The sequence below is a fragment of the Acidimicrobiales bacterium genome, assembly GCA_035533095.1.
Taxonomy (GTDB): domain Bacteria; phylum Actinomycetota; class Acidimicrobiia; order Acidimicrobiales; family Palsa-688; genus DATLUM01.
Map to the genome: position 1 here is coordinate 113,801 of DATLUM010000106.1, position 25,139 is coordinate 138,939.

A 25,139-nucleotide genomic window follows, 5' to 3' on the forward strand; every position below is an offset into this window, starting at 1 on the left:
GCGGCCGCCTCAGGTTGCTGCGCCGGCGGCGGTCGTCGAGGTCGTGGAGGCTGTCGACGGGGGCGTGGTCGTCGTGGACGCGGGCGGCGCGCCCGGAGCGGCCTGCACCGTCGCCGGAGTCCACTGGCTCCAGTCGGTGGACCAGTCCATCACGCCGTGGTCGCCGGACGCCGGCGGGCGTGGGCTGCCCACCACCTGGACGATGTCGCCGATCTGGCTGAAGTCGTAGAAGGCGAGAGAGTTGGTCGGGCTCAGGTTGATGCACCCGTGCGAGACGTTGACAGACCCCTGCGAACCGACCGACCAGGGGGCGTCGTGCACGTACTCGCCGCTGTCGGAGATGTGCACGTCGTTGTACACGTACTCGTCGTATCCGCCAGGTGAGTTGACGGGAATGCCCACCGTAGAGGACACCATGTGCACGACGTGCTCCTTGTCCATCACGATGTGTGTGCCGCCCATGGTGGGCCACACCGAGCTGCCGCCACTGAGGGGATAGGTGGAGATCACGGTGCCGTTGAGATACACGGTCATGTGCTCGGTCGCGAGATTTGCGACCGAGACATGGGAGTCGCCGATGACGAAGCTGGCGGTCACCTGACCTGTTCCCCATCGGCCGTCGCCGGCGTCCCATCCGTCGAGGTTGCTGGTGACGGTGACCTTCTCGCCGGTGGGCCAATAGGACTGCGGGCGGAAGTGCAGCTCGTAGGGGCTGAACCAGTGCCAGCCACCGGGGACCGGGTCCGATTCGGTGATCGTGAAATGCGACAGCACCGACTGCTGGGCCGCGGCGGTCGAGATCGGGTGGTTGAACTTAACGATGACCGGCTCGCCGACACCCACCGTCGCGCCGCCGTACGGGAAGAGCGTGTTGCTCACCGTTTGCACCGGCTTCATGGTGGTAAAAGAGGCGATCTGCTGCGCTTCGACGCCGTCTGGTCCCGTCACCGTCGCCGTCACGGAGTAGGCGGTTCCCGGTTCGAGGCCACTCGAGGAGGTCCACTTGAAGTGGTCGGGTGCCAGCACGCCTGAGACCGGGCTCTTGCCGCCGGATACCTGGACTGATGCCAGGGCCCCGTAGGTGCTGACCACCGTCACCGGAGTCGACGGGAGCACCGCGGACGAGCCCGAGGCCGGCGTGATCGAAAGCGCCGAGACGAGCTTGGCGATCTCCGCCTGCCTGGCTGCTTGTGCAGCGCGGGCCTGCGCTGCCTCGAGGCGGGCCTTGGCAGCGCGAACCTCAGCGGGCGAGGGACCGCTCGTAACGGCCGCTACCGCGACGCCGCCGGCGCCGAGCACGACGACCGCAGATGCTGCAATTGCCCACCAGCGGGTCCACCAGACCCCCCTGGAATGTTGACCATGAGAACCTACCCGCACACCGTAAGGATACGGGGAGGAACGTCAGAACACACGTCGTCCTGCCAGACCACCCGAGCTGACGAGACTAGAGAGGTTCGCAGGACTGCCTGAGCCAATGGCGCGAACCTCTTTAGCCATCAGTCGACGGCGCCGAGAGCCACAGCACCGACAGAGGCGGCAGGGTCATTGTCGCCGACCACTGCTGGCCGTGCCACGGCAACGGTTCGGCTACCACGGATCCGTAGTTGCCCTGGCCGCTGCCTCCCCATTCGAGGGCGTCGGTGTTGAGCAGTTCCCCCCAGCTCCCCGGTGCTGGAAGGCCGACCCGGTACCCGTGGCGAGGAACGGGCGTGAAGTTGCCTACGCATGCGATCTCGCCGCCTGGTTCCCCCCCACGCCGGCGCCGGAAGAAGGACACCACGCTCTGCTCCGCATCGTTGGCGTCGATCCACGCGAAGCCGTCTGCGCTGAAGTCCTCCTCGTAGAACGCGGGGCTGTCGCGGTAGATCCGGTTGAGCTCTTGGACCATCGATTGGAGCCGCCGGTGATCACCCCAGCTGTCGGGGATCCACCAGTCGATCTCCGATTCGAAGTCCCATTCGCGTTCCTGCGCGAACTCGCCGCCCATGAACAGGAGCTGCTTGCCGGGGTGAGCCCACATCCACCCGAAGAGCGCACGCAGGTTGGCAAGCTGCTGCCATCGATCGCCGGGCATCTTCGAGAGGAGCGAGCCCTTCCCGTGCACCACCTCGTCGTGCGACAGCGGCAGGACGAAGTTCTCGCTCCACGCGTAGATGAGCCCGAAGGTCAGCTCACCGTGGTGGTAGCGGCGGTGCACCCCCTGGTGGTGAAAGTAATCGAGGGTGTCGTGCATCCAGCCCATGTTCCACTTGAACCCGAATCCGAGCCCCCCGAGATACGTGGGCCGCGAGACGCTCGGCCAGGCCGTGGACTCCTCCGCGATCACCGTCGCTCCCGGGTGGAGCCCGAACACCGTCTCGTTGAGCTCCTTTACAAACGAGACCGCCTCCAGGTTCTCTCGCCCCCCAAAGCGGTTGGGCACCCACTGGCCGGGCTCGCGGGAGTAATCGAGGTAGAGCAGCGAGGCCACCGCATCGACCCGCAAGGCGTCGATGTGGAACTGCTCGATCCAGTAGAGCGCGTTGGCGATGAGGAAGTTGCGCACCTCGTTGCGGCCGAAGTTGAAGACGAGCGTGCCCCAATCCGGATGCTCGCCCTGGCGTGGATCGGCGTGCTCGTACAGTGCGGTGCCGTCGAAGTGTGCAAGGGCGAAAGCGTCCTTCGGGAAGTGCGCCGGCACCCAGTCGAGCATGACTCCGATGCCATGCTGATGCAGCGCGTCGACGAGGCAACGGAAGTCGTCAGGGCCGCCGAAGCGCGACGTCGGGGCGTAGTAGCCCGAAACCTGGTATCCCCAGGAGCCGCTGAACGGGTGCTCGGCCACCGGCATGAGCTCCACGTGGGTGAAGCCCATCCTCTCGACGTACTCGGGCAGCCGCTCGGCGAGCTCCCTGTAGGTGAGCGGCCTCTTGGGCCCCTCACCGGTGTCGGCGTGCATCCAGGACCCGAGATGCAGCTCGTACACGGACATGGGTGACCGCAAGAGGTCTCGCGACCCCCGATCGGTAAGCCATTGCCCGTCTCCCCATTCGAACTCGCTCGGTCCCACCACCACGCTGGCGGTCGCCGGCGGCACCTCCATCAAGAAGGCCATCGGATCCGTCTTGAGAATCAGCCGTCCGTCACTCGTGACGATTTCGTACTTGTAGCGGGCACCGGGATCGACACCGGGAATGAACAGCTCCCACACGCCCGACGAGCCGAGCGACCGCATCGGGTGGACCCTGCCGTCCCAGAAGTTCCAGTCGCCCACCACTCGCACCGCCCGCGCGTTCGGCGCCCACACAGCGAAGGAAACCCCGCTCATGCCGTCGTGCTCACGGGGGTGCGCTCCGAGGACCTCCCAGAGCCGGTGGTGCCTGCCCTCACCGAACAGATGCAGGTCGAGCTCGCCGATGGTCGGCCACGCCCGGTACGGGTCGGCGAACCGGTAGGTCGAAAGACCGTCCCCGTTGGGGTAGTCGGCCTCCAGCTCGTAGGTCTTCACGGTCTTGCCGATCGGGCCCTCGAAGACGCCGCTTCCGCCAAGGCACTCCATCTCCGTGGCCTTGGGCCGGCCCGAGACCCCTGTTACCAGCCTCATGGCGACGGCACCGGGGCGGTAGGCGCGCACCACCGTGCCGTGACGGCCCAGGTAGCGGTGGGGGTCGCCGTGGTGCCCCGCCGTGATGAGCTCGAGCTCCTTGTCAGCCAACCTGATCTCCTCCATGCAAGAGGCGGTCGAGTGCGTCGAGAGGGATAGATACCCACTCCGGGCGGTGGGCTCGCTCGTAGTCGAGCTCGTACAGCGCCTTGTCCAGCTCGTACCCGATGAGGACCGCAGGGGATTCCTCGGGTGGCGGCAGCAGGTCGTCGATTCCGGGCGTCCGGCGGTAGCCATCCAAGAAGGCCTGCCTGTTGTGGGTGTCCCAAGCCAGCGCGAGAGGTTCGAGCTGCTCGGCGTCCGCCGCGGGTTGCTCGCCGAGCGCGTGCCTCGTGGCGTAGTGGAAGGAACGAAGCATCGAGCTCACGTCTTTGAACGGCGACGAGTACCCGGTGCGCTCGGAGAGGTCCCTGGCCGGCTCGCCCTCGAAGTCGAGGACGTACCAACCCGTGTCTGTACGCATCACCTGGCCGAGGTGGTAGTCACCGTGCACTCTGAGGAACGGCCCGGCGTCCGATACCGAAGAAAGTCGGTCGAGCATGGGTGCGGCCGCGCCGGCCAGGTCCCGACCGGCGACGTCTCCCGCCGCCTGGATGCGCCGCTCCATCCCGCTGACGAGAGCGTGCCAGCTGTCGGTTGCCCGTTCCCCCGTGGTGACCCCGAAGCCCGTGGCGAGGGCGAGATGCATCTCGGCTGTCATGCGACCGAGGCGCTCTGCTTCCGCGCTGAAGTCGCCACCCGCCTCGCCGGGCCCTTGGGCAGGGGACTTGTACAGGTCGCGCAACGAGGTGAGTGCGAGCGCCCAGCCCTCCGACCCCCCAACCAGGTACTGCTGGCCGAACGCGAGGTCGAAGTCCTGCTCCCGCCAGGTCACCAGCGGGGCCGCGACGTGGGTGAACCCGGCGGCAGCCAGCGCTGTGGTCACCTCCACGTCGGGGTTGTGCCCCCGGTGCAAGCGGCGGAACAGCTTGAGGATGAGCCGGTCGTCGAACACGAGCGACGTGTTGGACTGTTCCGCCTGTACCGGCCGCGCCAGCTCGGCCGACTCCTTGCCGTCGCTGGCCACGCGGAGCAGCACCTTGTCCATGTCGGCGTCGAGCGTGGCGTCGTAGAAGTACGACTGCCCGAGCGTCGCGATCGTCGCGCCTTCCCGGCCGTGAAGGAAGTCGGCGGGCTCGCCGGCAGGCCGCTCTCCGACCACGAGCTGGTAGAGGTCGCCGCCGGCCTCGACGATGGCGTGCCAGAGGGAGTGCCCGGTTCCGTCGCTCCACAGGAGCCGGCCCGATTCGACGTCGACGTGCTCGAGCGGCGGGCCCGAGTGGCCGGCGTACCAGCGCTGCGCCATCAAGTGGGCGGGGAGCAATTCCTGGAGCCCGGCAGGTAGCTCGACTGTCAAGGCGCACCTCCCGGGGAGTCGACCAGTTCGAACCAGTAGAAGCCGTACGGTGCAAGGGTCACGAAGTACGGCAGCTCGCCGATCCGCGGGAAAGGGACCCGGCCGAGCAACTCGATCGGCGTCTTACCCTCGAAGCGTATGAGCGGAAGCTCCGCGGGTTGGGCGAACCTCGACAGGTTGCAGACGCACAGGACTATGTCCTGCTGGCCGCTCACGGGGCTGTCCGGGTCCAGGGTTGCGTCTTCCGGTGTGCAGCGGACGTAGGCGAGGACCGACGGGTTGTCCACCGAGACCACCTCGAAGGTGCCCGTACCGAAGACCGGGTGCTGTTTGCGGACCTCGAGCATCCGCTTCATCCAGTGCAGTTGTGAGCTGGGATCACGCACGTTGGCTTCGACGTTGACCGCCTGGTACCCGTACACGGGGTCCATCAACGGCGGCAGGTACAGCCGCGCGAAGTCACCCTGGCTGAAGCCGGCGTTGCGGTCCGGGGACCACTGCATGGGGGTACGGACCCCGTCTCTGTCTCCGAGGTAGATGTTGTCCCCCATGCCGATCTCGTCCCCGTAATAGAGGACCGGCGAGCCGGGGAAGCTGAATAGGAGAGAGTGGAGTAGCTCGGCGACCCGCCGGTCGTTGTCGACCAGGGGAGCCAGCCGGCGACCGATGCCGATGTTGCGCTTCATGCGCGGGTCCTTGGCGTACTCCGCCCACATGTAGTCGCGCTCTTCATCGGTGACCATCTCGAGCGTGAGCTCGTCGTGGTTGCGGAGGAAGATGCCCCACTGCGCTCCGGGCGGTATCTCTGGGGTACGGGCGAGGATCTCGGTGATCGGATGGCGCTGCTCGCGGCGCACGGCCATGAACATGCGCGGCATCAGGGGGAAGTGGAAACACATGTGGCACTCGTCGCTGCTCCCGAAGTACTCGACGACGTCCTCAGGCCATTGGTTCGCCTCCGCCAACAGGACGCGGCCGGGAAACAGCGAGTCCACTTCCTTGCGCACCCGCCGGAGGTACTCGTGAGTCTCGGGCAGGTTCTCACAGTTGGTGCCCTCGCGTTCGAACAGGTAGGGGACAGCGTCGAGCCTGAAGCCGTCGAGTCCTATGTCCAACCAGTACCGGCAGACGTCGATCATCGCTTCGGCGACCTCGGGGTTGTCGTAGTTGAGGTCCGGCTGGTGGGCGAAGAAGCGGTGCCAGTAGTACTGACCGCGCTGCGCATCGTGAGTCCAATTCGATTTCTCGGTGTCGACGAAGATGACCCGTGCATCGCGGTACGCCGAGTCGTCGTCGCGCCAGACATACCAGTCCGCCTTTGGGTTGGTCCGGCTTTCGCGGGACTCGACGAACCACGGGTGCTGGTCGGAGGTGTGGTTCATGACGAGGTCGGCTATGACCCGGATGCCCCGCTTGTGGGATTCCTCCACCAGCTCCACCGCGTCGGCAAGGTCTCCGTACTCCGGAAGGATCGTCCAGAAGTCGCTGATGTCGTATCCGCCGTCGCGCAGGGGCGACTGGTAGAAGGGCAGCAACCACAGGCAATCGACTCCCAGCCACTGGAGATAGTCCAGCTTCGCGGTGATCCCGGCGAGGTCGCCGGTGCCGTCACCATTGCTGTCGTAGAAGCCCCGTACGAGTATCTCGTAGAAGACGGCGTGCTGGTACCAGCGCTGCTGCGGCGCAGCAAAGGGGCTGATCATCCCGCTGCTGCAGTGCCGCCGCTATCGAGCGCTTCCGCCGCGCCGGTCGCCGGGCTCAGGTCGAACACGTGGGCGACGCGGTACATCGGGTCGAGCCTGATGTACGGCTTCGTCCCCGACCACTGGTACCTGTCGCCCGAGAGTACGTCTGTCACTTGGTAGGGCTCCCCATTCGGCAGGTCCAGTTGCCATAGGTCGAGCGTGGCCTCCTGCGCCCAGTACGGGTCGAGGTTCACAACCGTCAGCACGATGTCGTCGCCGTCGTCGGACACCTTGGAGTAGGCGATGATGTTCGCGTCGGTGCTGTCGTGGAACCGGATCGAGCGCAGGCGTTGCAGCGCCGGGTGCTCGCGGCGTATGTGGTTGAGGGACTTCATCAACGGAGCCAGCGTCCCCGGGTGGCCGAAATCCCTGTGCTTGATCTCGTACTTCTCCGAGTTCAGGTACTCCTCGTTGGTGTCCGAGGCCGGCGCGTTCTCGTAGACCTCGTAGCCGCTGTACACCCCGTACGACGGCGACATCGTCGCTGCCAGCACCAGGCGAAGCGCGAACGCGGCGGGAGGCCCGTTGCGGAGCGGGCCCGACAGGATGTCCGGCGTGTTCGGCCAGAAGTTCGGTCGCATGTAATCGGCCACGGGTCCGTGGGCTATCTCCTCGAGGTACGCCCAGAGCCCTTCGGGGCCGTGCTGCTGGGTTCGCCACGTGAAGTACGTGTAACTCTGGCTGAAGCCGACCTCGGCCAGCTTGGCCATGACCTTCGGCCGTGTGAACGCCTCCGAGAGGAAGATGATGTCGGGATTCACGGCCCTTATCTCGGAGATGACCCATTCCCAGAACGCGACCGGCTTGGTGTGGGGGTTGTCGACACGAAAGGTGCGCACTCCGCGGGCGATCCAGTGTTCGAGGATGCCCTTGCACGCGTTCCACATCGCCACCCGGTCGGTCTCCTTCTCGGGCCAGAAGTTGAGCGGGTAGATGTCCTGGTAGATCTTCGGAGGGTTCTCCGCGCACGCAATCGTTCCGTCCGGCCGGTGGTGAAACCATTCAGGATGCTCCTCGACCCAGGGATGGTCGGGCGAGCACTGAAGGGCGTAGTCGAGGGCTATCTCCATTCCGCATCTGCAGGCGGCCTCCACCAGATGGGCGAAGTCGTCCTCCGTCCCGAGGTCCGGGTCGATAGAGGTGTGGCCGCCTTCTGGCCCGCCGATGGCCCACGGGCTGCCCGGGTCTCCGGAGCCGGCGGTAAGGGTGTTGTTGGGTCCCTTGCGCGCGGTCCTGCCGATCGGGTGGATCGGGGGCAGGTACAGAATGTCGAATCCCATCTCCGCGATGGCCGGGAGCCGGTTCGCCGTGCCGGCGAAACCGCCGAACGAGCGCGGGAACAGCTCGTACCACGCCCCCACGAGGGCGCGCTCGCGGTCGACCCAGATCGGGCAAGGGTCGGAGGACGTGAGATCCACGGCATCCTCGGGGTCCACCGGGCCGCCGCGCTCCGACCAGCCCTGCACCACCACGTGGTGCAACCCTACGCGGTCGGGTGTGACGTACGCCTCCCACTCGTCGTTGCCGATGCTGCGCATCTCCGCTTCGGCTTGCGGCTTCGGCTCGCCGTCGGCGGTCAGCAGGACCCTCGCGGCGAGAGGATCGTGCCCGTCCTTGAAGATGGTGGCGGTCACCCGGACCCTTTCCCCGACGACCGCCTTCGCGGGACGGGAATTGGGGGCCCTGGGCCGGATGTCGTCGACGACGAGACGTCGCAGCACGGGCATCAACCTATGTTGCGGCACAGGGCACGCGTTACCCAATTGGCGCGGTCCTTGACATCGGAGGCCGAAACCCGTCGCTGTGCGGGGGCCGCCGGGAGATTCGGTACCGTTGCCTGTCATGAGGGCTCTTCGAAGCTTCACAGTCCGGGCCCGCCTCCCTGAGGCCCTTGCGCCGCTTCAGGAGCTTGCTTTCAACCTCCGCTGGTCCTGGGACGACCGCACCCGTGACCTGTTCCGCTGGGTCGACCCCCAGATCTGGGAGCTGACGTTCCACGACCCGGTCCGGCTCTTGAGCCTCGTCGGCCGTTCACGCCTCGACCAGCTGGCAGCTGACCCCGGGTTCATGGGGCTGCTCGGCGAGATGCACGCTGATCTGCGTCGATATCTCGAAGCTCCGAGGTGGTTCCAGAACCGCTCGGTCAGCCCGTTGCGGAGCGTCGCCTACTTCTCGCCGGAGTTCGGCATCGCGGAGGCGTTGCCGCAGTACTCCGGCGGCCTGGGGGTGCTGGCCGGCGACCACCTCAAAGCTGCGAGCAGCCTCGGCCTTCCTCTAACCGGCGTCGGCATCATGTACCGGTTGGGCTACTTCCGCCAGCATCTCAACAGCGACGGCTGGCAGGAGGAGCGATACCCGGTCCTCGACCCGCACAGCATGGCGCTGGAGCTGGTGGACGGCGTGAGTGTGGAGGTGGACCTCGCGGGCTCGGTCCTGGCCGCGCAGGTTTGGCTGGCGAAGGTCGGCAGGGTGAAGCTCTACCTCCTCGACGCGGACGTCGAGTCCAACGACGACGAGCTGCGCGCGGTGACCGACCGCCTCTACGGAGGCGGGTCTGAGCACCGGGTGCGGCAGGAGATCCTCCTCGGTATCGGTGGTGTCAGAGCCCTCGAAGCCCTCGGGGTCGAGCCGCAGGTGTTCCACACCAACGAGGGTCACGCCGGCTTCCTCGGCCTCGAGCGGATCCGCAAGCTCATCACCGAGCACGGGCTCAAATGGCACGAGGCAATCGAGGCTGTCCGCGCCGGCACGGTCTTCACGACGCACACCCCAGTGTCGGCCGGGATCGACCGCTTCCCTCGGGAGCTGATGGAGCGTTACTTCTCGTCGTGGGCGGAGGAATGCGGGGTCACCATCGACACGCTCATGGCGCTCGGCCACTTCCCGGGCGAGCTGCCGACGGAGCCGTTCAACATGGCGGTCATGGGCCTGCGCCTAGCGGGCAGGTCCAACGGTGTCGCCAAGCTTCACGGCCGGACGAGCCGGGAGATGTTCCAGGGCCTGTGGCCCCCCGTTCCGGTGGAGGAGACACCCATCGGGTCGGTGACCAACGGTGTCCACGGCCGCACCTGGGTGTCGTCGCAGATGGGCGACCTGTACTCGAAGTACGTCTCCCCTGCATGGGACGACGCCGGGCCCGACGAGTGGGACCGGATCGACGACGCCCGAGACGACGAGCTGTGGAGGGTTCGCGAGCAGGGCCGTGAGGCGCTGGTCAGTTTCGTGAGGGACCGTTTGCGCAAGTCGCTGTACGACCGCGGTGTGTCGGTGACCGACGCCGAGTGGGTCGACGAGGTGCTCGATCCCCGCTACCTGATCGTCGGGTTCTCCCGGCGCTTTGCGACCTACAAGCGCGCGACCCTGCTGCTGTCGCAGCCCGAACGCCTCCGCCGGCTACTGCTCGATGAGCACCGGCCTCTGCAGCTCGTCTTCGCCGGCAAGGCGCACCCGGCGGACGACCTCGGCAAGGACATGATTGCCCAGATCGTGAGGTTCTCCCGCGACCCCGCTGTGCGCCATCGCATCACGTTCATCGAGGATTACGACATAGCGGTCGCCCGCATGCTCTACCAAGGAAGCGATGTCTGGCTCAACACACCCCGGCGACCCATGGAGGCCAGCGGCACGAGCGGCGAGAAGGCAGCCCTCAACGGGGCGCTGAACTGCTCGATCCTCGACGGCTGGTGGGACGAGATGTTCGACGGGACGAACGGGTGGGCGATCTCATCCGCCGAGAGCATCACCGACCTGGCGCACCGCGACGAGACCGAGGCCAACAGCCTCTTCGAGATCCTCGAACGCCAGATCATTTCGCTCTTCTACGACAGGGCGGGCGCCCGCTTCCCACGTGGGTGGGTGACCCGCGTGAAGGCTTCAATCCGCTCCCTCGGCCCGAAGGTGATGGCATCGAGGATGGTGCGGGATTACCTGACCGATCTTTACGAGCCGACGGCGCGACAGAGCGACCTCTTGGCCGACGACGGTTACGCCCGGGCCAGGTCGCTCGCCGACTGGAAGAAGCACGTGCTGGCAGCTTGGCAAGAGGTGAAGGTCGTCGATGTCGACGCGGACGTAGCGGGCACCGCCGTCGACCTCGGCGGCGAACGCCAGGTGACCGTCGAGGTGAGTCTCGGATCCTTGAGCACCGGCGATGTGGCAGTCGAGCTCCTTCACGGCCCGGTCGCTCCGGGAGACGAGATCAGCGAACCGCAGGTGGTCCGATTGCAGCAGGAGGACCTGTCCGGCGCGGGCAGTCCGCGATCTGGGCTGGTGCGCTACCGCGGCGGTTTCCGCTGCGACACGGCAGGACGTCACGGCTACACCGTCCGCATCGTTCCCCATCACCCCGACCTGGTCGCGCCGGTCGAGCTCGGCTGCGTCGCGTGGGCCTGAAGCGACCCGGAGGCGACGACCCTTTCGGCTAGAGCCCCGCCAGGCCCATCAGCTGCTCGGCCGCCTCGTAGGGATCGACCTGCCGGCGGAGGAGCGCCTCACGCACCGGTTCCGCACGCCCGGCATATGCCAGGTCGTGCACCCGGATGCTGAGGTTCGACCTGATGACCCGTTCGAGCTCTGCGAGCAGGCGGCGCTCGCGGCGACGCAGTAGCTCGCCGCTCTCGTCCAGAAACCGTTTGTGATCGAGCACCGCCGACCACAGCGTGCGCAAACCCTGCTCCGAGTCCTCGCCGGCGGATGACGCGGCAGTCAGGATCACGGGGGGACGCCACTCGCCCATCACCGTGTTCATGTCGAGCATGTTCTCGAGATCGCGCCGTGTCTCCGCGGCCCCCGGGCGGTCGGCCTTGTTGACCACGAACACGTCGGCGACCTCGAGCAGGCCCGCCTTGCTTGCCTGAACAGCGTCGCCCCAACCGGGGTTCACCACGACCAGCGTCGTGTCCGCCTCGCCGGCGATCTCGACTTCCACCTGTCCGACGCCGACGGTCTCGACGATGACGGTCTGCATCCCGATCGCGGAGAGGACCCGGATCGCCTCGGGGGCCGCCAGGGCCAGACCTCCCTGGTGGCCCCTCGACGCCATCGAACGGATGAACACACCTTCGTCGAGCGCGTGGCTCTGCATCCGTATGCGATCGCCGAGGATGGCACCTCCCGAAAAGGGCGACGACGGGTCCACGGCGAGGACACCCACCTTCGCTCCTCCTTCGCGCGCCAGCGTGATGAGACGGTCGGTGATGGTCGACTTGCCGGCTCCCGGAGCTCCAGTGATGCCCACGACATGCCCAGGATCTGACCCGGAAGGGAACGTGATCCGCCCCACCTCCCGCGCGACCGGCCCTCCGCGCTCGACGAGCGAGAGCAGGCGACCGGTCGCCACCCTGTCGCCGCGTCGCGCGGCGTCGAAGAGCGCAGCCGGGTCTCGCAGCCGGGAATCATGTTGCGCGCCGGCTCTCGCCGGGGTCGTGTCCATGGAGCCTCAAGTATTGCCGCCGCGCGCCTTCCTGCCCGTGCCCGTTCCGCGGCGGCGCACGAGACCGTAGGCTTCATACGGTGAGAGCCCACGTGGACCGCGATCGGGTGGTCGAGTTGACCAGGCTCCTCGTATCGGTCGACACGCGCAACCCGCCCGGCCACGAAGGGCCCATCGAGGACACGGTCCGCGAAGCGCTCGAGCGGTGGCACCCCGAGTGGACCCGACTCGAGCCGACGTCAGGCCGCCTGTCGCTGGTCGCCCGCATCCCGCACAAGCGGGGACCCGGCGGCGACCGCCCCTGCCTCATCGTCAACGGGCATCTCGATGTGGTACCTGTCAACGAATCCGCCTGGTCCACCGACCCGTTCGACCCGCAGGTGAGTGACGGCCGCCTGTACGGCCGTGGCACTGCCGACATGAAAGGCGGTATCGCCGCGGCGATCTGCGCTCTGGAGACCCTGGACGTCGCCGGCGTCGAGCCCGCCTGCGACATCATCTTCCACCTCGTCGCCGACGAGGAGCGCGGTGGCGCCTTGGGAACCAAGATCCTCTTGGATGAAGGCCTGATCAGCGCCGACGCGTGCCTGATCCCCGAGCCCACCGACATGCAGTTGTGCATCGCCGAGCGCGGCCTGCTGCAAGCGCTCATCTCGGTCGAAGGCCGCCCAGGCCACGGCAGCCGGCCGCGTGAGGGGATCTCGGCGATAGAGAACGCCGCGCGCCTGGTTCTGGCGCTGCACGCCGCCGACTACGGCGACGAGGAGCACCCGCTGCTCGGGCGGCCGACCGCCAACGTGGGCACGATCTCCGGCGGGACCACCTTCAACACCGTCGCCGAAGCATGCGTGATCGGCCTCGACAGGCGGATACTTCCCGGCGCCACGCAGGAGAGCACCGAGAAGGAGATCCGGCGCCTGATCGACACCGCCGGCGTCGAGGGTCTTCGCTACCGCCTCGATGTGGACACCTTCGGCGAGGCGAGCGAGATGCCCCACGACGATCCGTGGGTGCGCGTCGTTGGCGATTCGGTCGCTCGCGCGATCGGGTCCAGGCCCGAAACGATCGGGATGAGCTTCACCACCGACGCGAGGTTCGTGAGGAACCAGGCAGGGATCCCGGTGGTCGTCTGCGGGCCCGGCGCCGTCGAGCAGGCGCACGGCAACGACGAGTACGTCACCGTCGACCGCCTCGTCGACGCCACGGCCGCCTTCGCGGAGCTGTACGCCGCCTTCCGTCACAAGGCCTGATCGCCGCTGGGCGGACTATCTGGATTCGCCGGCGGTGCTCACAGCAGTCTCTGGCGGCGCAACCAGGCAACGACGATGTCCGCCACCGCGGAGTCGGTACCGCGCATCGCGTGGTCTTTTCCCTCGATCCATTCGAAGGTGACAGGCCCGGGGATGGCCGAGGCGGCGTCCTCGAGCTCGGAGACTGTTCCAAAGGCGTCCCGGGTTCCCGAAAGGAACAGGCAGGGCACCTTCAAGGCCGGAAAATGCTCGATCCTCGACCTGTCCGGACGCCCCGGAGGATGCAGCGGGTAGCTGAGCAGCACCAGCCCTTCGGCCTCCAAGCCATCCGCGGCCGCCATGGAGCACATTCGTCCACCCATGGAACGCCCTCCGAGCACCAGCCGTGTCGTGCGTTGCCGGAGCGCGGCTGCCTCCTCGTTGACCGCCCGCACGAGCACCGGGGCCTTGTCCGGCGCGCGCCTGCCGGCCTTGCGGTAAGGAAAGTCCATGCGGACCACATCGCCGCCGGCGGCGGTGACAGCACTGTCGATGGACACGAGGGCACTCTGGTTGCGGTCGGCTCCAGCGCCCGGAGCGAGCAGCAGCCCCGTCCTGGCTATGGCCTTCTCCGCCATCGCGTCACACGACGGTACGCAACAGGGCGTGCAGGTCCGACGCCATCCCTGCGATCGCGTCTGGATCCTCTCCTGATCGGATCGCCTCGCACAGGGAACGGGACTTGTTGATGATCCGAAGCCAGTGCACTTCGTCCATCCCGACCGGTGCCGGCCCGTCCACTTCCGAAGCCCAGCCCTCCAGGTCGTCCTGGCGCTGCTCGTCCTCGGGCTCCGACGCGAGCCTTCCGGACGCGTTGAAGAGCTCCTCGATGGCCCGATAGCGAACCTCGTCGTCTTCTTCGTCGTCGTCGTAGCCGACGACCGCCGAAGAGTGCGTCGTTCCCACGAGATCGAACAACGCCTCTGCCTGGTCTTCGTGCGCCGACGAGACGACGAGATCGTCACCGTCCCATTCGTGGGGTATCCGGTGATCGTCGAGCAGCATGCTCAGATGGCTCCGCTGTTCGGGGAGCCACTCGGGCAGCTCGTACACCGTCCCCACCCCGACCGGCCCGTGCGGCTCCGCACCGGAAGCAGTGCCAGTGGTCGCTCCCGGTACGTCGGCCAGGAGCTTCGAGAGGATCGAGGCCTGGAGGCGGATCTCGTCCTCCATCGCCTCCTCCGCGCCGAGCGCCGCCAGCAGCCGGCGTGTGACCCTGCCCACCGCCGCCCAGGTCTCGGCGTCGGTGCCGTAGAACTCGTCCTCCATGAACACACCCGCGGACGCCTCCGCCACGTCGGCGTCCGCGTGCATGTCGGTCGGATCAGCTGTCAGCCGGCGTGCCGCGTCAGCGAGGAGACGTACCGGTTCTGTGTCCGGCAATCCGGAGGGCGCGATTCCCTCAGCGGCTGAGTCAAGGCCGTCGGAGTCATCGTCGAACATCGCTTCGGCGCCGGCGTCGTGATCTGAGGCGTCCGTGTCCCGGGACGAGGGCTCACCCTCGGCCCCGCCCGCCGCGGCGGTCAGCGACAGTTCTTCGAGGAGATCGTCGACGCGCTCCTCATCGTCCGCGGCCACGACAAGTTCCTCTTCTTCGAACCGGTGCGAGATCTGCAGGGTGTTGAGGTAATCGATGAGGCGGCCGCGATCACGATCTGCCCACCAGCCGATCCGGTAGCCGACCTCTTCGTCCTCGTCGCCGGGTTCGAGCTCGGGAAGGTCGGACGGGATCAGTCTCTCCCGGCACGAGTGGCAGCGCCCCCGGCTGCCCACCTCGTAACCGCAGTTGACGCAGTACCAGACCTTGCCCACGCCAGCTGATCAGCCGGTCGGCTGCTTCTTGGGGAGGATCGGCGCGTCCCTGCCGGTGCCGTGTCGTCCGGGGGACAACGACGGTGCTGATCGCGTGTTGATCTCGTGGTACTCGTCCTCGACGTTCACAGACCAGACGTCGTTGTCGGCGCCCAAGAGGTTCTCGACGGTCAACATAGCGGTGTACATCGAGTGGTCCTGGTTGTTGTAGCGGTGCATGCCGTTGCGCCCTACAGGGAACACGTTGCTTGCGTTCGCTCCAATCCAGTCGCGGATGATCTGGACGTTGTCGGCGTAGTCGGTGTCGTAATACGGGTACGCCTTCGGCATACGCACCACGTAACCGGCTTCGACCTGCGACGGATCGAGCAGCCCGAGCCGTCCCAGTTCCTCGGCTCCCTGCTCGATCAACTTCTCGTCAGGAGCGCCCCACGACTCGTCGCCCTCCTCGACGGTGTACTCGAGCCCCAGAACGTTGCGGCCCTCCTTGACAAGGAACGGGGACCACGAGCCGAAATTCTGAATGCGCATCGTCTTCACGCTCGGGTCGTGGATGTAGATCCAGTTGTCGTCCCATGGGACCGCGTCTTCAGGCACGACCAGCGCGACCGTGAGGAAATCCCGGTAATAGAGGTCGTCGGCGGCTCGGCGCACCTTCTCGGGCACCGGTGGGTCGAAGACGTGGACGAGCGACGCGATCGGCATCGACGAGATCACCGCGGTCGCCGGGTACTCGGTGACGGCGCCGCCGTGATCGGCCACAACCGAGGTGGCCACACCACCATGATGGTTGATGCGTTCCACACGAGCGCCCATGATGACCTTGGTACCCGCGTCCTCGACGAGGTCACGGCAGCGTTCCCACATCATCCCCGGACCGAGGCGCGGATACTGGAACTCTTCGATGAGGGAGGTGATGTCCTTCTGGTTGCGCCTGGGCAGGAGCGCGTTGATCACCGCTGAGGCGAGGGAGAGGTTCTTTACTCGTTGCGCCGCCCAGTCGGCGGGCATCTCCGATGGCGGGTGCCCCCATACCTTCTGCGTGTACGTCTTGAAGAAGTGGTTGTAGAGCCTCCAGCCGAATCGGGCGGCCAACCATCCCTCGTACATGTGCTGATTCTTCGGGGGTCGGATCCTCGCCCACGCATACGACAGGACGCAGCGGACGGCCTCGATGATGCCGAGGTTGCCCAGCGCGTTCGACGCCCGAAGCGGGTAGTCGTAGAACTTCCCGCGGTAGTAGATGCGGCTCTTGCGCGGCCGGAGCATGAACTCCTCGTCGGGGAGGATCTCGTGCCACAACTCCTCGACCGGCCGGACCTTGGTGAAGAACCTGTGGCCACCGATGTCGAAGCGCCAGCCGTCGCGTTCCACCGTGCGGCTGATGCCCCCAACCACATCGTCGGACTCCAGCACAGTCGACCGCCGTCCCGCCTTGGCGAGCTGGTAGGCGGCTGTCAACCCCGCGGGGCCGGCACCGATGATCACGACCTCGTCGGCCAGGCCGCCGGCATCGGGCGTAGCGGCCGTTGTATCACTCACGCGTTGAATCCCTCCGGGGCATCAGGAGTGGGGCGCGGCCAGGTATTGAATAGACCCGGACCGGGACAAAAACGCCACCACCCATTATGGCCGACCCCCTCCGCGGCTTACCAGGCGGCAGCATGTCAGCCGCCGTAGCGGACCAGGTTCTCGTACTCGTAGTAGACAGAGCCGTTCTGGTGCACCACCGTCGGGCCGGGGGTGTGCAGCAGGTCGAGCCAGCTCTTGAGGTAGCCGCAGGCCCCACCGAGACCGGGGTAGCCGTCCCGCCACACCAGCCACAGAGTGTGCCCGGCGCCGACACGGGCCAGCACCTCTTGGGCGAAGGTCTCGACATCGGTGTGGGCGATCACCTTCCGGTAGTCGACCCAGTTGACCCTCTGGGGACCGATCGCCCGCGGGAACGTCAGTTCGACTACGCCGCGGACGGTGAGCAACCGATCGACCGCAGGACCCAGCTGATCCGGGCAATACGCCACGACGTCCCCACTTTGTGCCTGCGCGTTGAGGACCGCGGCGACCTTGACCGCCTGGGTGCGTTGCTGCTTGTTCTCCCCGTAACCGGTGAGCAACCCCGCGAGGCACAGCACGGCGATGCACCCGGCCCGGAAACGACGCCCCGGGATGACCGCTATCCCCGCCGCCACCACCATCAGGAACAGCGGCAGCACCACGGCCGTGTACCGCGCCACGAAAGCGGCATTGGCTACAGCCCCCAGCACGACCGCCACCACGAGTGTCCCGAGTGCCACGACGACCAATGGCGCCATCCCCGGACGGGGGCGCAGCTCGATCACGACCGCTGGCCCGCACTCGGTCTCGTGGGTGGAACCGTCGGGTTCTGTGGTCCGCACCACCGTGCCCGGAACCGCCGTGCGCCCGAAGACGCCGACCATGAACAGGGTGAAGCTGGCGAACATCAGCAGCATGCCCCACGAACCCGGACCGGAGTAGTCGCCGAAGAGGGCCAGGAGGTCACCGGGGCTGGCCGCGGACGTCCACGGAGTGCCGGTGTGCAGGGCCTGGTAGGCGAAGACGGGGAACCACGGCAACCACAACAGCGTGCCGAAACCCATGGCACGCAGGATGGGCCGGCCGGTACCCGTCCGGCGGGCGCGCCAGCCGAGCCAGAGCGCCGTGACGAGGACGAGGTAGAGGCCCCAGTAGTGGGTGTAGAGCAGCGCAGCGGTGATGGCCGACACCGCCACCAGCCGCCCCCGAGTGGGCTGTTCGACCGCTCGCTGGAGCGCCAGGAACCCCAGCACGGAGAACAGGATCATGAACGAGTACATGCGTGTCGCCGTCGCGTAGTTGATGGCGAACGGTGATGTGAGACCCAAGAAGAACGTCACCCACGCAACAGTCCGTCCTCCTACACGCCTCCCGGCCAGCCACAACAGCGGGAGTGTGCCGACAGAGACGATCCCCGAGAGCGCGCGCACCGCGAAGTCACTTTGCCCAAAAGCCGCCATCCAGAAGTGGAGGATCACGTAGTAGAGCGGCGGGGCTCCGTCGTGGCTGAGCGCTCTCGGGATCTGGGACACGGGCAGCTTCGAGATGTTGACGCTGATCGCTTCGTCGAGCCACAGGGGGCTCGGTGCCCAGAACCGCAGTGCCACGCCCGCGACGACGGCGACGACCCCGGCCACCACGAGGAGTCGCGGCACCTCGATGTCGACGCCGAAAAGGGTCTCGTGAAGGCGGCCGTGAGCCCGGTCGCCCGGTTGTGGCGGGCTGTCTACGGTCGCGGCCACGGCTCAACAGGGTACCCAGCGCAGTCACGGCCCTACACGTCAGCCGCCAGACACACCTCCAAACACACCTCCATTGGACGGCTGCGTAGCCGGATGTGCACGACAGGACCGGCGCCGGAGACCGAACGCTACATTCGGAGTGTGCCATCAAGAGACGATCATCGACCGCAGGCCCCCGACCGGAACCTGGCGATGGAACTAGCCCGGGTCACCGAAGCGGCGGCCATGGCGGCCGCCCGGTGGATGGGTAGAGGCGACAAGGAGGGTGCCGACGGCGCGGCGGTGGACGCCATGCGCGTCGTGCTCGGTGGCGTCCCCATGGACGGCGTCGTCGTGATAGGCGAGGGGGAGAAGGACGAGGCGCCGATGCTGTACAACGGCGAGCGAATCGGTGACGGCACGCCTCCCGAGGCAGATATCGCGGTCGACCCGATCGACGGTACGACCCCCACGGCGCTCGGGCGCGGAGGCGCGCTCTCGGTGATCGCCGTCAGCGACCGGGGGACCATGTTCAACCCCGGGCCGTGCGTCTACATGGAGAAGCTTGCCGTCGGCCCGGAAGCGGCGGGCAAGGTGAGCCTCGAGCAGTCCGCCGCCGACAACATCCGTGCCGTGGCCGAGGCGAAGGGCGAATCCGTGCGCGACGTCACCGCCGTGATACTCGACAGGCCGCGCCACGCCGACCTGATCGAGGAGGTCCGGTCCATAGGTGCTCGGATCCGGCTCATCACCGACGGCGACGTAGCAGGAGCCATTGCGACGGCGTGGTCGGATTCCGGCGCCGACATCCTGCTCGGCATCGGCGGTACCCCGGAAGGGGTGATTGCGGCGGCCGCGCTCAAGTGCATGGGCGGCGAGCTACAGGGGCGACTGTGGCCACGCAACGACGTCGAGCACAAGGCGGCGGTCGAAGCTGGTTATGAGATCGAGCGGGTGCTCGGTCACGACGACCTGTGCCAGGGCGACAACTGCTTCTTCGCGGCGACGGGGATCACCGACGGTGAGCTGTTGAGGGGCGTGCGCTACGACTCCCGCGGCGCGACCACCGAGTCCCTCGTGATGCGCTCGAAGTCCGGGACGGTGCGCAGGATCGTCGCCAACCACCGTCTGAACAAGCTGGCCCGTTACTCGGCGGTCGAGTTCTACTAAAGAGGCTCGTACCACTGGGGGTGCCCGGTTCGACCGACTGGTCGCACCCAGGAGCCGCGCGACTCGTAGAAGCTGGCAGGACCCTCGGCTCCGACGACAGGGAACTCCCAGCCGGTCCTTCGCGCCGACGACTCCAGGTGCGCGAGGAGGTGGCTGCCGACGCCCTGCCGCCTGCATCCCTCGACGACGAAGACGCCGGCGTGCGGTCCCGACCCGTCCACCCAGGCGACGGCGACACCGGCGAATCCCTCCTCGGTTCGAGCGGTCAGCACGATGGGTTGGGAAAAGACGACCCGGCGCGCGTCCGAGGTCGTCCCGGAGGCTTGCACGAGCGGAACGTCGGCGCCGGCCTCGGCGATGGCGGCTCGGGCATCAGGGTCGACGACCCGGCCGCTCGTGATCGTGAGCGCGATCCCGCCGGTCCCTATCACGGCAGGCGCCTCGAGGCAGGCGTCCGCTATCGGCACCCAGAAGCGGCCCCGCCTCTCCTCGAGAAGGACCACGCGGTCGAAGGTGGCAACGGACGCGTAGTCCTGTAGCGCGGCCATGGCCGACTGGATCCGCTCGTCGGCGATTCCGTCCCCGAGAGTCACGTGGGGCACCCATGGCCATGTGAGCGACCTGGCGAGGGGCTGTTCGAACACGTCGTCGCGGAGCTGTCTCAGCCGTTCGATGTCGCCGCCGACGCCGAGATACAGGACGGGATTGTCCGGCAGGAACGTGCAGGGCGGCCCCAGGGTCGCGGTCAGGGGGGCGGTCTGCAGGGCTGCGGCCGACCGGATCCTGGCGACCGCAGCCGGCAGGTCCCTCGAGTGGACGTTGACGGGCGGGACGAGCGTCAGATGGGGTTCCATCCGGCCGAGGGACGGGTCTCCCACCGCCCTGCGGAGGCCCTCCACCTCGGACCGAACGGGCTCGTCAAGAAGCAGCGCCACACCCAGCCGGTGCCGGCTTGAAGAGGTCCGCAGAATCGCCTGAGAAGAAGGCGCGATCCTCTTCGATGGCATATCGCAGTGTGCCAGGTGGAGGGGTTCGGAAGGTCCCCGGCCGCTAGGATCAGAGCGTGAACGAGGACCTGGAGCTCTTCGACATCGTCCGCCGGGAGGAGGAGCGGCAGAACACCACTCTGCAGCTCATCGCCTCCGAGAACTTCGCCTCGCGGGCGGTGATGGCAGCCACCGGCTCGGTCCTCACCAACAAGTACTCCGAGGGCTACCCCGGCAAGCGCTACTACGGCGGCAATCAGGTGATCGACGAGGTGGAAGACCTTGCGCGCCGGCGGGTCTGCGCACTCTTGGGGTCCCACCTTCCAGAGGGTGGCGTGCACGCCAACGTGCAACCACACTCGGGAGCCAACGCCAACCTCGCCGCGTACCTGGCGGTCCTGGAGGCGGGCGACACCGTGCTCGGCATGCGGCTCGACCAGGGGGGCCACCTCACCCATGGTTCACCGGTCAACGTGAGCGGGCGGTTCTACAAGTTCGTGTCCTACGGCGTCACGCAGAGCGACGAGAGGCTGGACCTGGACCAGCTGGCGTCGTTGGCGCAGGAAAACCAACCAAAGCTGATCGTTGCCGGTGCGACGGCCTACCCGCGGCTGATCGACCCCGTGCCGATCCGCGAGATCGCCGACAGTGTCGGAGCGCTGTTCCTGTTCGACGCGGCTCACGTGGCGGGGCTCATCGCAGGCGGGGTACATCCGAATCCCGTCGGCATCGCGGACATCGTCACCTTCACCACTCACAAGACCCTCCGTGGGCCCCGAGGGGGTGCGATCCTGTGCCGGCCGGAGCTGGCGACGGCTATCGACAAGGCGGTGTTCCCCGGCCTGCAGGGCGGCCCGCTGGAACACGTGGTCGCAGCCAAAGCGGTCGCTTTCTGGGAGGCGTCGCAACCGCAGTTCCGTGATTACGCCGCCCAGATCATCCGCAATGCGAGGGCCCTCGCCGGGGCTCTCGCGGCGGAGGGATTCCGGATTGTCTCCGGGGGCACCGACAACCACCTGATGCTGGTGGACCTGCGAACATTCGACCCTGACCTGACCGGCAAGGTGGCTCAGGAGTCGCTCGACCGCGCGGGCATCACTCTCAACAAGAACACCATCCCGGACGATCCCCGCTCTCCCTTCGTGACCTCCGGCCTTCGCATCGGCACGCCGGCGGTGACGACTGCCGGGATGCGGGAGCCCGAGATGGCAGAGATCGCCGGCCTCATCGGAAGGGTGCTGCGCAAGCCTGACGACCCAACCGAGATAGCCGCCGTGCGCGACGAGGTGGCTGTGATGTGCTCGAAGTTCACGCCCTACCCGTAGGGAGACCCGGATCACCGGTTACAACGACTACCTGATCGTCGGGGCCGTAGCCGCTGTCACCACGTGGGTGGCGACGTTCGTGGTGCGCCGTCTCGCCGCCAGGTTCTCGATCATCGTCCTGCCGGACGAGCGCAGGGTTCACGAGCGGCCGACTCCGACGGTCGGCGGCGCTGCCATGTTCTTCGGCCTGCTCGTGGCGATGATCGTGGCGTCGCAGATCCCCGGATTGAACCCGCTGTTCCGTGGTAGCTCGGACCCGATCGGGTTGGTGCTCGCCGCCGCCGTGATCTTCACGGTCGGGATGGTCGACGACCTGCGTGAGATGTCGCCTCCCGCCAAGCTGTCCGGTCAGATCGTCGCGGGGACGGTTCTGTACCTGTTCGGCGTCAGCATGCTTTACTTCCGCCTTCCCTTCGCTCAGACGACCCTGGTCCTGTCCGCCGACCTGGTCCCGGTCATGACGGTGCTGTGGGTCGTAGGGATGGCCAACGCTGTGAACCTGGTGGACGGATTGGACGGCTTGGCAGCCGGCATCGTCGGGATCGCCTCTGTCTCGTTCTTCCTCTACTCGCACCAGCTCGTCCACGCCGGCACGATCGCGCCCGAGACATCCGGGCAGCTGCTGTCCGTGATCGTGCTGGGCATATGCGTCGGCTTTCTCCCGCACAACTTCCATCCCGCCAAGATCTTCATGGGTGACGCCGGCGCGATGCTCCTCGGCCTGCTGATGGCAGCGTCAACCATGTCGGTCGTGGGCCAGACCGATCAGGACTTCAGCGGGCGGACGTACTTCTTCTTCGCCCCCGTCGTGATCCCGTTCTTCATCTTGGGCATTCCGATGCTCGACACCGCCTTCGCGATCGTCCGGCGGGCGGGCCGCCGCACCAATCCCGCCGTTGCCGACAAGAACCATCTGCATCACCGGTTGATGCGGCTCGGTCACGGGCAGACCCGATCGGTCCTCATCTTGTGGACCTGGACTGCGCTGCTCTCGGGGCTGGTGCTCTTCCCGTCGTTTCACAGCGGGGCGTTGTCGGCGGTGCCCTTCGGAGCCGGCGCCCTGGTAGTCGCTCTGTACACGCTCTTCGGCGTGCGCGGCCGTACTGAGCAAGGGGCTGGCGGCCGGCCGGCCTGAGGCAAGACGCGGTCGGCCGGCCTGAGGCAAGACGCGGCTAGTGGATCTCCGCGCCGGTGGCGGCTTCGAGCCGGGCCTGCGCCCACCGGAGGTCCTTGTCCGCTGCGGGGTCTCCCTCGCTTCCGGCGGCTGACAGCCGCTGCTTCGCTTCCTCCTCGTCCGCGCGCGCAGCCTCCACGTCGACGTCGGAGGCGAGCTCCGCTACGTCGGCGAGCATGATCACCCGGTTGTCGCTGACCTCGACGAACCCGCCCTGCACCGCGAGGCGGATGTCCGGTTCGGTGGAACTCTCGCCGGAATCCGGTTGCGGTCCGACGATTTTCACGAGACCGGGATCGAGTGCGCCGATGTAGGCCATGTGGTTGGCGAGGAACGCGATCTCCCCGTCGACCGTCCGGCACACGATCATCTCCGCGTAGCCGGAGTAGAGGGTGCGAGTCGGGGTGACCAGCTCGAACTGGGTGGTGGCCATCCGGTGATCAGCCTTCGTGCTGGAGCGTGCGGGCCTTCTCCAGCACCGACTCGACACCGCCGACGTTGAGGAACGCCTGCTCCGGAACCTCGTCCAGGTCTCCGTTGACGAGTGCCTCGAAGGACTCGACCGTCTCCGAGACCGTCACGTACACACCCTTGATGCCCGTGAAGACCTCGGCCACGAAGAACGGCTGAGAGAGGAACCGCTGGATCTTCCGTGCCCGGGAGACGGTCACCCTGTCCTCCTCGGAGAGCTCGTCGAGACCGAGGATCGCGATGATGTCCTGCAACTCCCGGAATCGCTGCAGGATCTCCTGTACGCGGCGAGCCACGGCGTAGTGGCGGTCCCCGACGACTTCGGGAGCGAGCACCGATGACGTCGATGCCAGCGGATCCACGGCGGGGTAGATGCCCAGTGCCGCGATCTGCCGGGAGAGCTCGGTCGTCGCGTCGAGATGGGTGAAGGTGGTGAACGGAGCAGGGTCGGTGTAGTCGTCGGCCGGCACGTACACCGCCTGCAGGGAGGTGATGGAACGGCCGCGGGTCGAGGTGATCCGTTCCTGCAGCTCGCCCATCTCGTCAGCGAGAGTCGGCTGGTAGCCCACCGCCGAGGGCATGCGGCCGAGAAGCGTCGACACCTCCGAGCCCGCCTGGACGAAACGGAAGATGTTGTCGATGAACAGGAGCACGTCCTGGTTCTTCACGTCTCTGAAGTATTCGGCCATCGTGAGCGCCGAAAGGGCGACGCGCAAGCGCACGCCGGGCGGCTCGTCCATCTGGCCGTAGACCAGGGCGGTCTTCTCTATGACGCCCGATTCGGTCATCTCCAGCCAGAGGTCGTTGCCCTCGCGGGTCCGCTCGCCGACGCCGGCGAAGACGGATACGCCGCCGTGCTGGTCGGCGACCCTGCGGATCATCTCCTGGATGAGGACCGTCTTGCCCACACCCGCACCGCCGAATAGGCCGATCTTGCCGCCCTGCACGTAAGGCTCGAGCAGGTCGATGACCTTGATGCCGGTCTCGAACATCTGGGCCTTGGGCTCCAGGGCGTCGAAGGCAGGAGCCGGGCGGTGGATCTCCCAGCGGTCGTCGGGCGTTCCGATCTCGGCGACGTCCAGCGGGTCACCGGTGACGTTGAAGACATGTCCGAGAACCGCGTCGCCGACGGGGACCGTGATCCCACGTCCGGTGCTGATGACGGCGGTGCCGCGACGGAGGCCGTCGGTCGGCCTTAGGCAGACGCAGCGGACACGGCCCTCACCGATCTGCTGCGCCACTTCGGCCATGATCTTCTGGCGCTCCCCGTCGACCTCGATCTCCATCTCGACGGCGAAGTTGATCTCGGGCAGCGCTCCTGGTGGGAACTCCACGTCCACAACCGGGCCGGCGATGGCCACGACCCTGCCCTCGGTGTGCTCGGTGCTCACTTCCTCGGCGATGATGCTCATGTGCTGC

18 protein-coding genes are annotated in these 25,139 nt (G+C 67.1%); 5 read left to right on the forward strand and 13 right to left on the reverse strand.

The annotated features are described in order from the left end of the window. Positions 1-9: 9 nt before the first annotated feature. The 5 genes from VNF71_13725 to VNF71_13745 all read right to left on the reverse strand — a co-directional run bounded on the left by VNF71_13725 (position 10) and on the right by VNF71_13745 (position 8,514). Positions 10-1,299 (reverse strand): Ig-like domain-containing protein, encoded by a 1,290-nt coding sequence (locus VNF71_13725; protein ID HVA75613.1) that lies wholly within the window; start codon positions 1,297-1,299, stop codon positions 10-12. Between the two features lie 193 nt (positions 1,300-1,492). Continuing rightward, on the reverse strand, positions 1,493-3,697 hold the full coding sequence (glgB, locus tag VNF71_13730; GenBank protein HVA75614.1) for a 1,4-alpha-glucan branching protein GlgB: 2,205 nt from the start codon (positions 3,695-3,697) through the stop codon (positions 1,493-1,495). Further along, positions 3,690-5,042, reverse strand: coding sequence for a phosphotransferase (locus tag VNF71_13735; protein ID HVA75615.1), 1,353 nt, complete (start codon positions 5,040-5,042; stop codon positions 3,690-3,692). The genes glgB and VNF71_13735 overlap by 8 nt, the downstream gene beginning before the upstream one ends. Continuing rightward, positions 5,039-6,745 carry a maltose alpha-D-glucosyltransferase gene (gene treS / locus VNF71_13740; GenBank protein ID HVA75616.1) on the reverse strand — a complete coding sequence of 569 codons (1,707 nt, stop codon included), beginning with the start codon at positions 6,743-6,745 and terminating at the stop codon, positions 5,039-5,041. The genes VNF71_13735 and treS overlap by 4 nt, the downstream gene beginning before the upstream one ends. After that, a complete protein-coding gene (locus VNF71_13745) occupies positions 6,742-8,514 on the reverse strand; it encodes a maltotransferase domain-containing protein (GenBank protein HVA75617.1) in 1,773 nt (590 codons plus the stop codon). The genes treS and VNF71_13745 overlap by 4 nt, the downstream gene beginning before the upstream one ends. Before the next feature lie 115 nt (positions 8,515-8,629). Between VNF71_13745 and glgP the strand changes: the two genes are divergently transcribed. Further along, positions 8,630-11,179 carry an alpha-glucan family phosphorylase gene (gene glgP, locus VNF71_13750; protein ID HVA75618.1) on the forward strand — a complete coding sequence of 850 codons (2,550 nt, stop codon included), beginning with the start codon at positions 8,630-8,632 and terminating at the stop codon, positions 11,177-11,179. Positions 11,180-11,207: 28 nt separating this feature from the next. On the opposite strand, the gene meaB is transcribed toward glgP, so the two are convergent. Then, positions 11,208-12,218, reverse strand: a complete 1,011-nt coding sequence (gene meaB, locus VNF71_13755; protein HVA75619.1) for a methylmalonyl Co-A mutase-associated GTPase MeaB — start codon at positions 12,216-12,218, stop codon at positions 11,208-11,210. Between the two features lie 80 nt (positions 12,219-12,298). Between meaB and VNF71_13760 the strand changes: the two genes are divergently transcribed. Next, the gene (locus tag VNF71_13760; protein ID HVA75620.1) at positions 12,299-13,468 is read left to right on the forward strand and encodes a M20 family metallopeptidase; all 1,170 of its coding nucleotides are present in this window, start codon (positions 12,299-12,301) and stop codon (positions 13,466-13,468) included. Positions 13,469-13,506: 38 nt separating this feature from the next. Here the strand turns inward: VNF71_13760 and VNF71_13765 are convergent, their stop codons facing one another. From VNF71_13765 to VNF71_13780, 4 genes are all read right to left on the reverse strand, one after another. Next, positions 13,507-14,085: an alpha/beta family hydrolase gene (locus VNF71_13765; protein ID HVA75621.1), complete on the reverse strand. Its 579-nt coding sequence runs from the start codon at positions 14,083-14,085 to the stop codon at positions 13,507-13,509. Positions 14,086-14,089: 4 nt separating this feature from the next. Next, entirely contained in the window at positions 14,090-15,319 is a 1,230-nt protein-coding gene (locus VNF71_13770; GenBank protein HVA75622.1) for a hypothetical protein, read from the reverse strand. 9 nt (positions 15,320-15,328) lie between these two features. Continuing rightward, complete coding sequence (locus tag VNF71_13775; GenBank protein HVA75623.1) at positions 15,329-16,861, reverse strand: NAD(P)/FAD-dependent oxidoreductase; 1,533 nt, start codon at positions 16,859-16,861, stop codon at positions 15,329-15,331. A gap of 125 nt (positions 16,862-16,986) precedes the next feature. After that, a complete protein-coding gene (locus tag VNF71_13780) occupies positions 16,987-18,615 on the reverse strand; it encodes a glycosyltransferase family 39 protein (GenBank protein HVA75624.1) in 1,629 nt (542 codons plus the stop codon). 141 nt (positions 18,616-18,756) lie between these two features. Between VNF71_13780 and glpX the strand changes: the two genes are divergently transcribed. After that, the gene (glpX, locus tag VNF71_13785; protein HVA75625.1) at positions 18,757-19,764 is read left to right on the forward strand and encodes a class II fructose-bisphosphatase; all 1,008 of its coding nucleotides are present in this window, start codon (positions 18,757-18,759) and stop codon (positions 19,762-19,764) included. Here the strand turns inward: glpX and VNF71_13790 are convergent. Then, the gene (locus VNF71_13790) at positions 19,761-20,771 is read right to left on the reverse strand and encodes a GNAT family N-acetyltransferase (GenBank protein ID HVA75626.1); all 1,011 of its coding nucleotides are present in this window, start codon (positions 20,769-20,771) and stop codon (positions 19,761-19,763) included. The genes glpX and VNF71_13790 overlap by 4 nt on opposite strands. 56 nt (positions 20,772-20,827) lie before the next feature. Between VNF71_13790 and glyA the strand changes: the two genes are divergently transcribed. Together glyA and VNF71_13800 are read left to right on the forward strand one after the other, a co-directional pair. Further along, positions 20,828-22,075 (forward strand): serine hydroxymethyltransferase, encoded by a 1,248-nt coding sequence (gene glyA, locus VNF71_13795; GenBank protein ID HVA75627.1) that lies wholly within the window; start codon positions 20,828-20,830, stop codon positions 22,073-22,075. Positions 22,076-22,142: 67 nt separating this feature from the next. Then, entirely contained in the window at positions 22,143-23,210 is a 1,068-nt protein-coding gene (locus tag VNF71_13800; GenBank protein ID HVA75628.1) for an MraY family glycosyltransferase, read from the forward strand. A gap of 37 nt (positions 23,211-23,247) precedes the next feature. On the opposite strand, the gene atpC is transcribed toward VNF71_13800, so the two are convergent. Next, positions 23,248-23,682, reverse strand: a complete 435-nt coding sequence (gene atpC / locus VNF71_13805) for an ATP synthase F1 subunit epsilon (protein ID HVA75629.1) — start codon at positions 23,680-23,682, stop codon at positions 23,248-23,250. A 7-nt stretch (positions 23,683-23,689) separates the two neighbouring features. Further along, positions 23,690-25,132, reverse strand: a complete 1,443-nt coding sequence (atpD, locus tag VNF71_13810) for a F0F1 ATP synthase subunit beta (GenBank protein ID HVA75630.1) — start codon at positions 25,130-25,132, stop codon at positions 23,690-23,692. Positions 25,133-25,139: the final 7 nt, after the last annotated feature.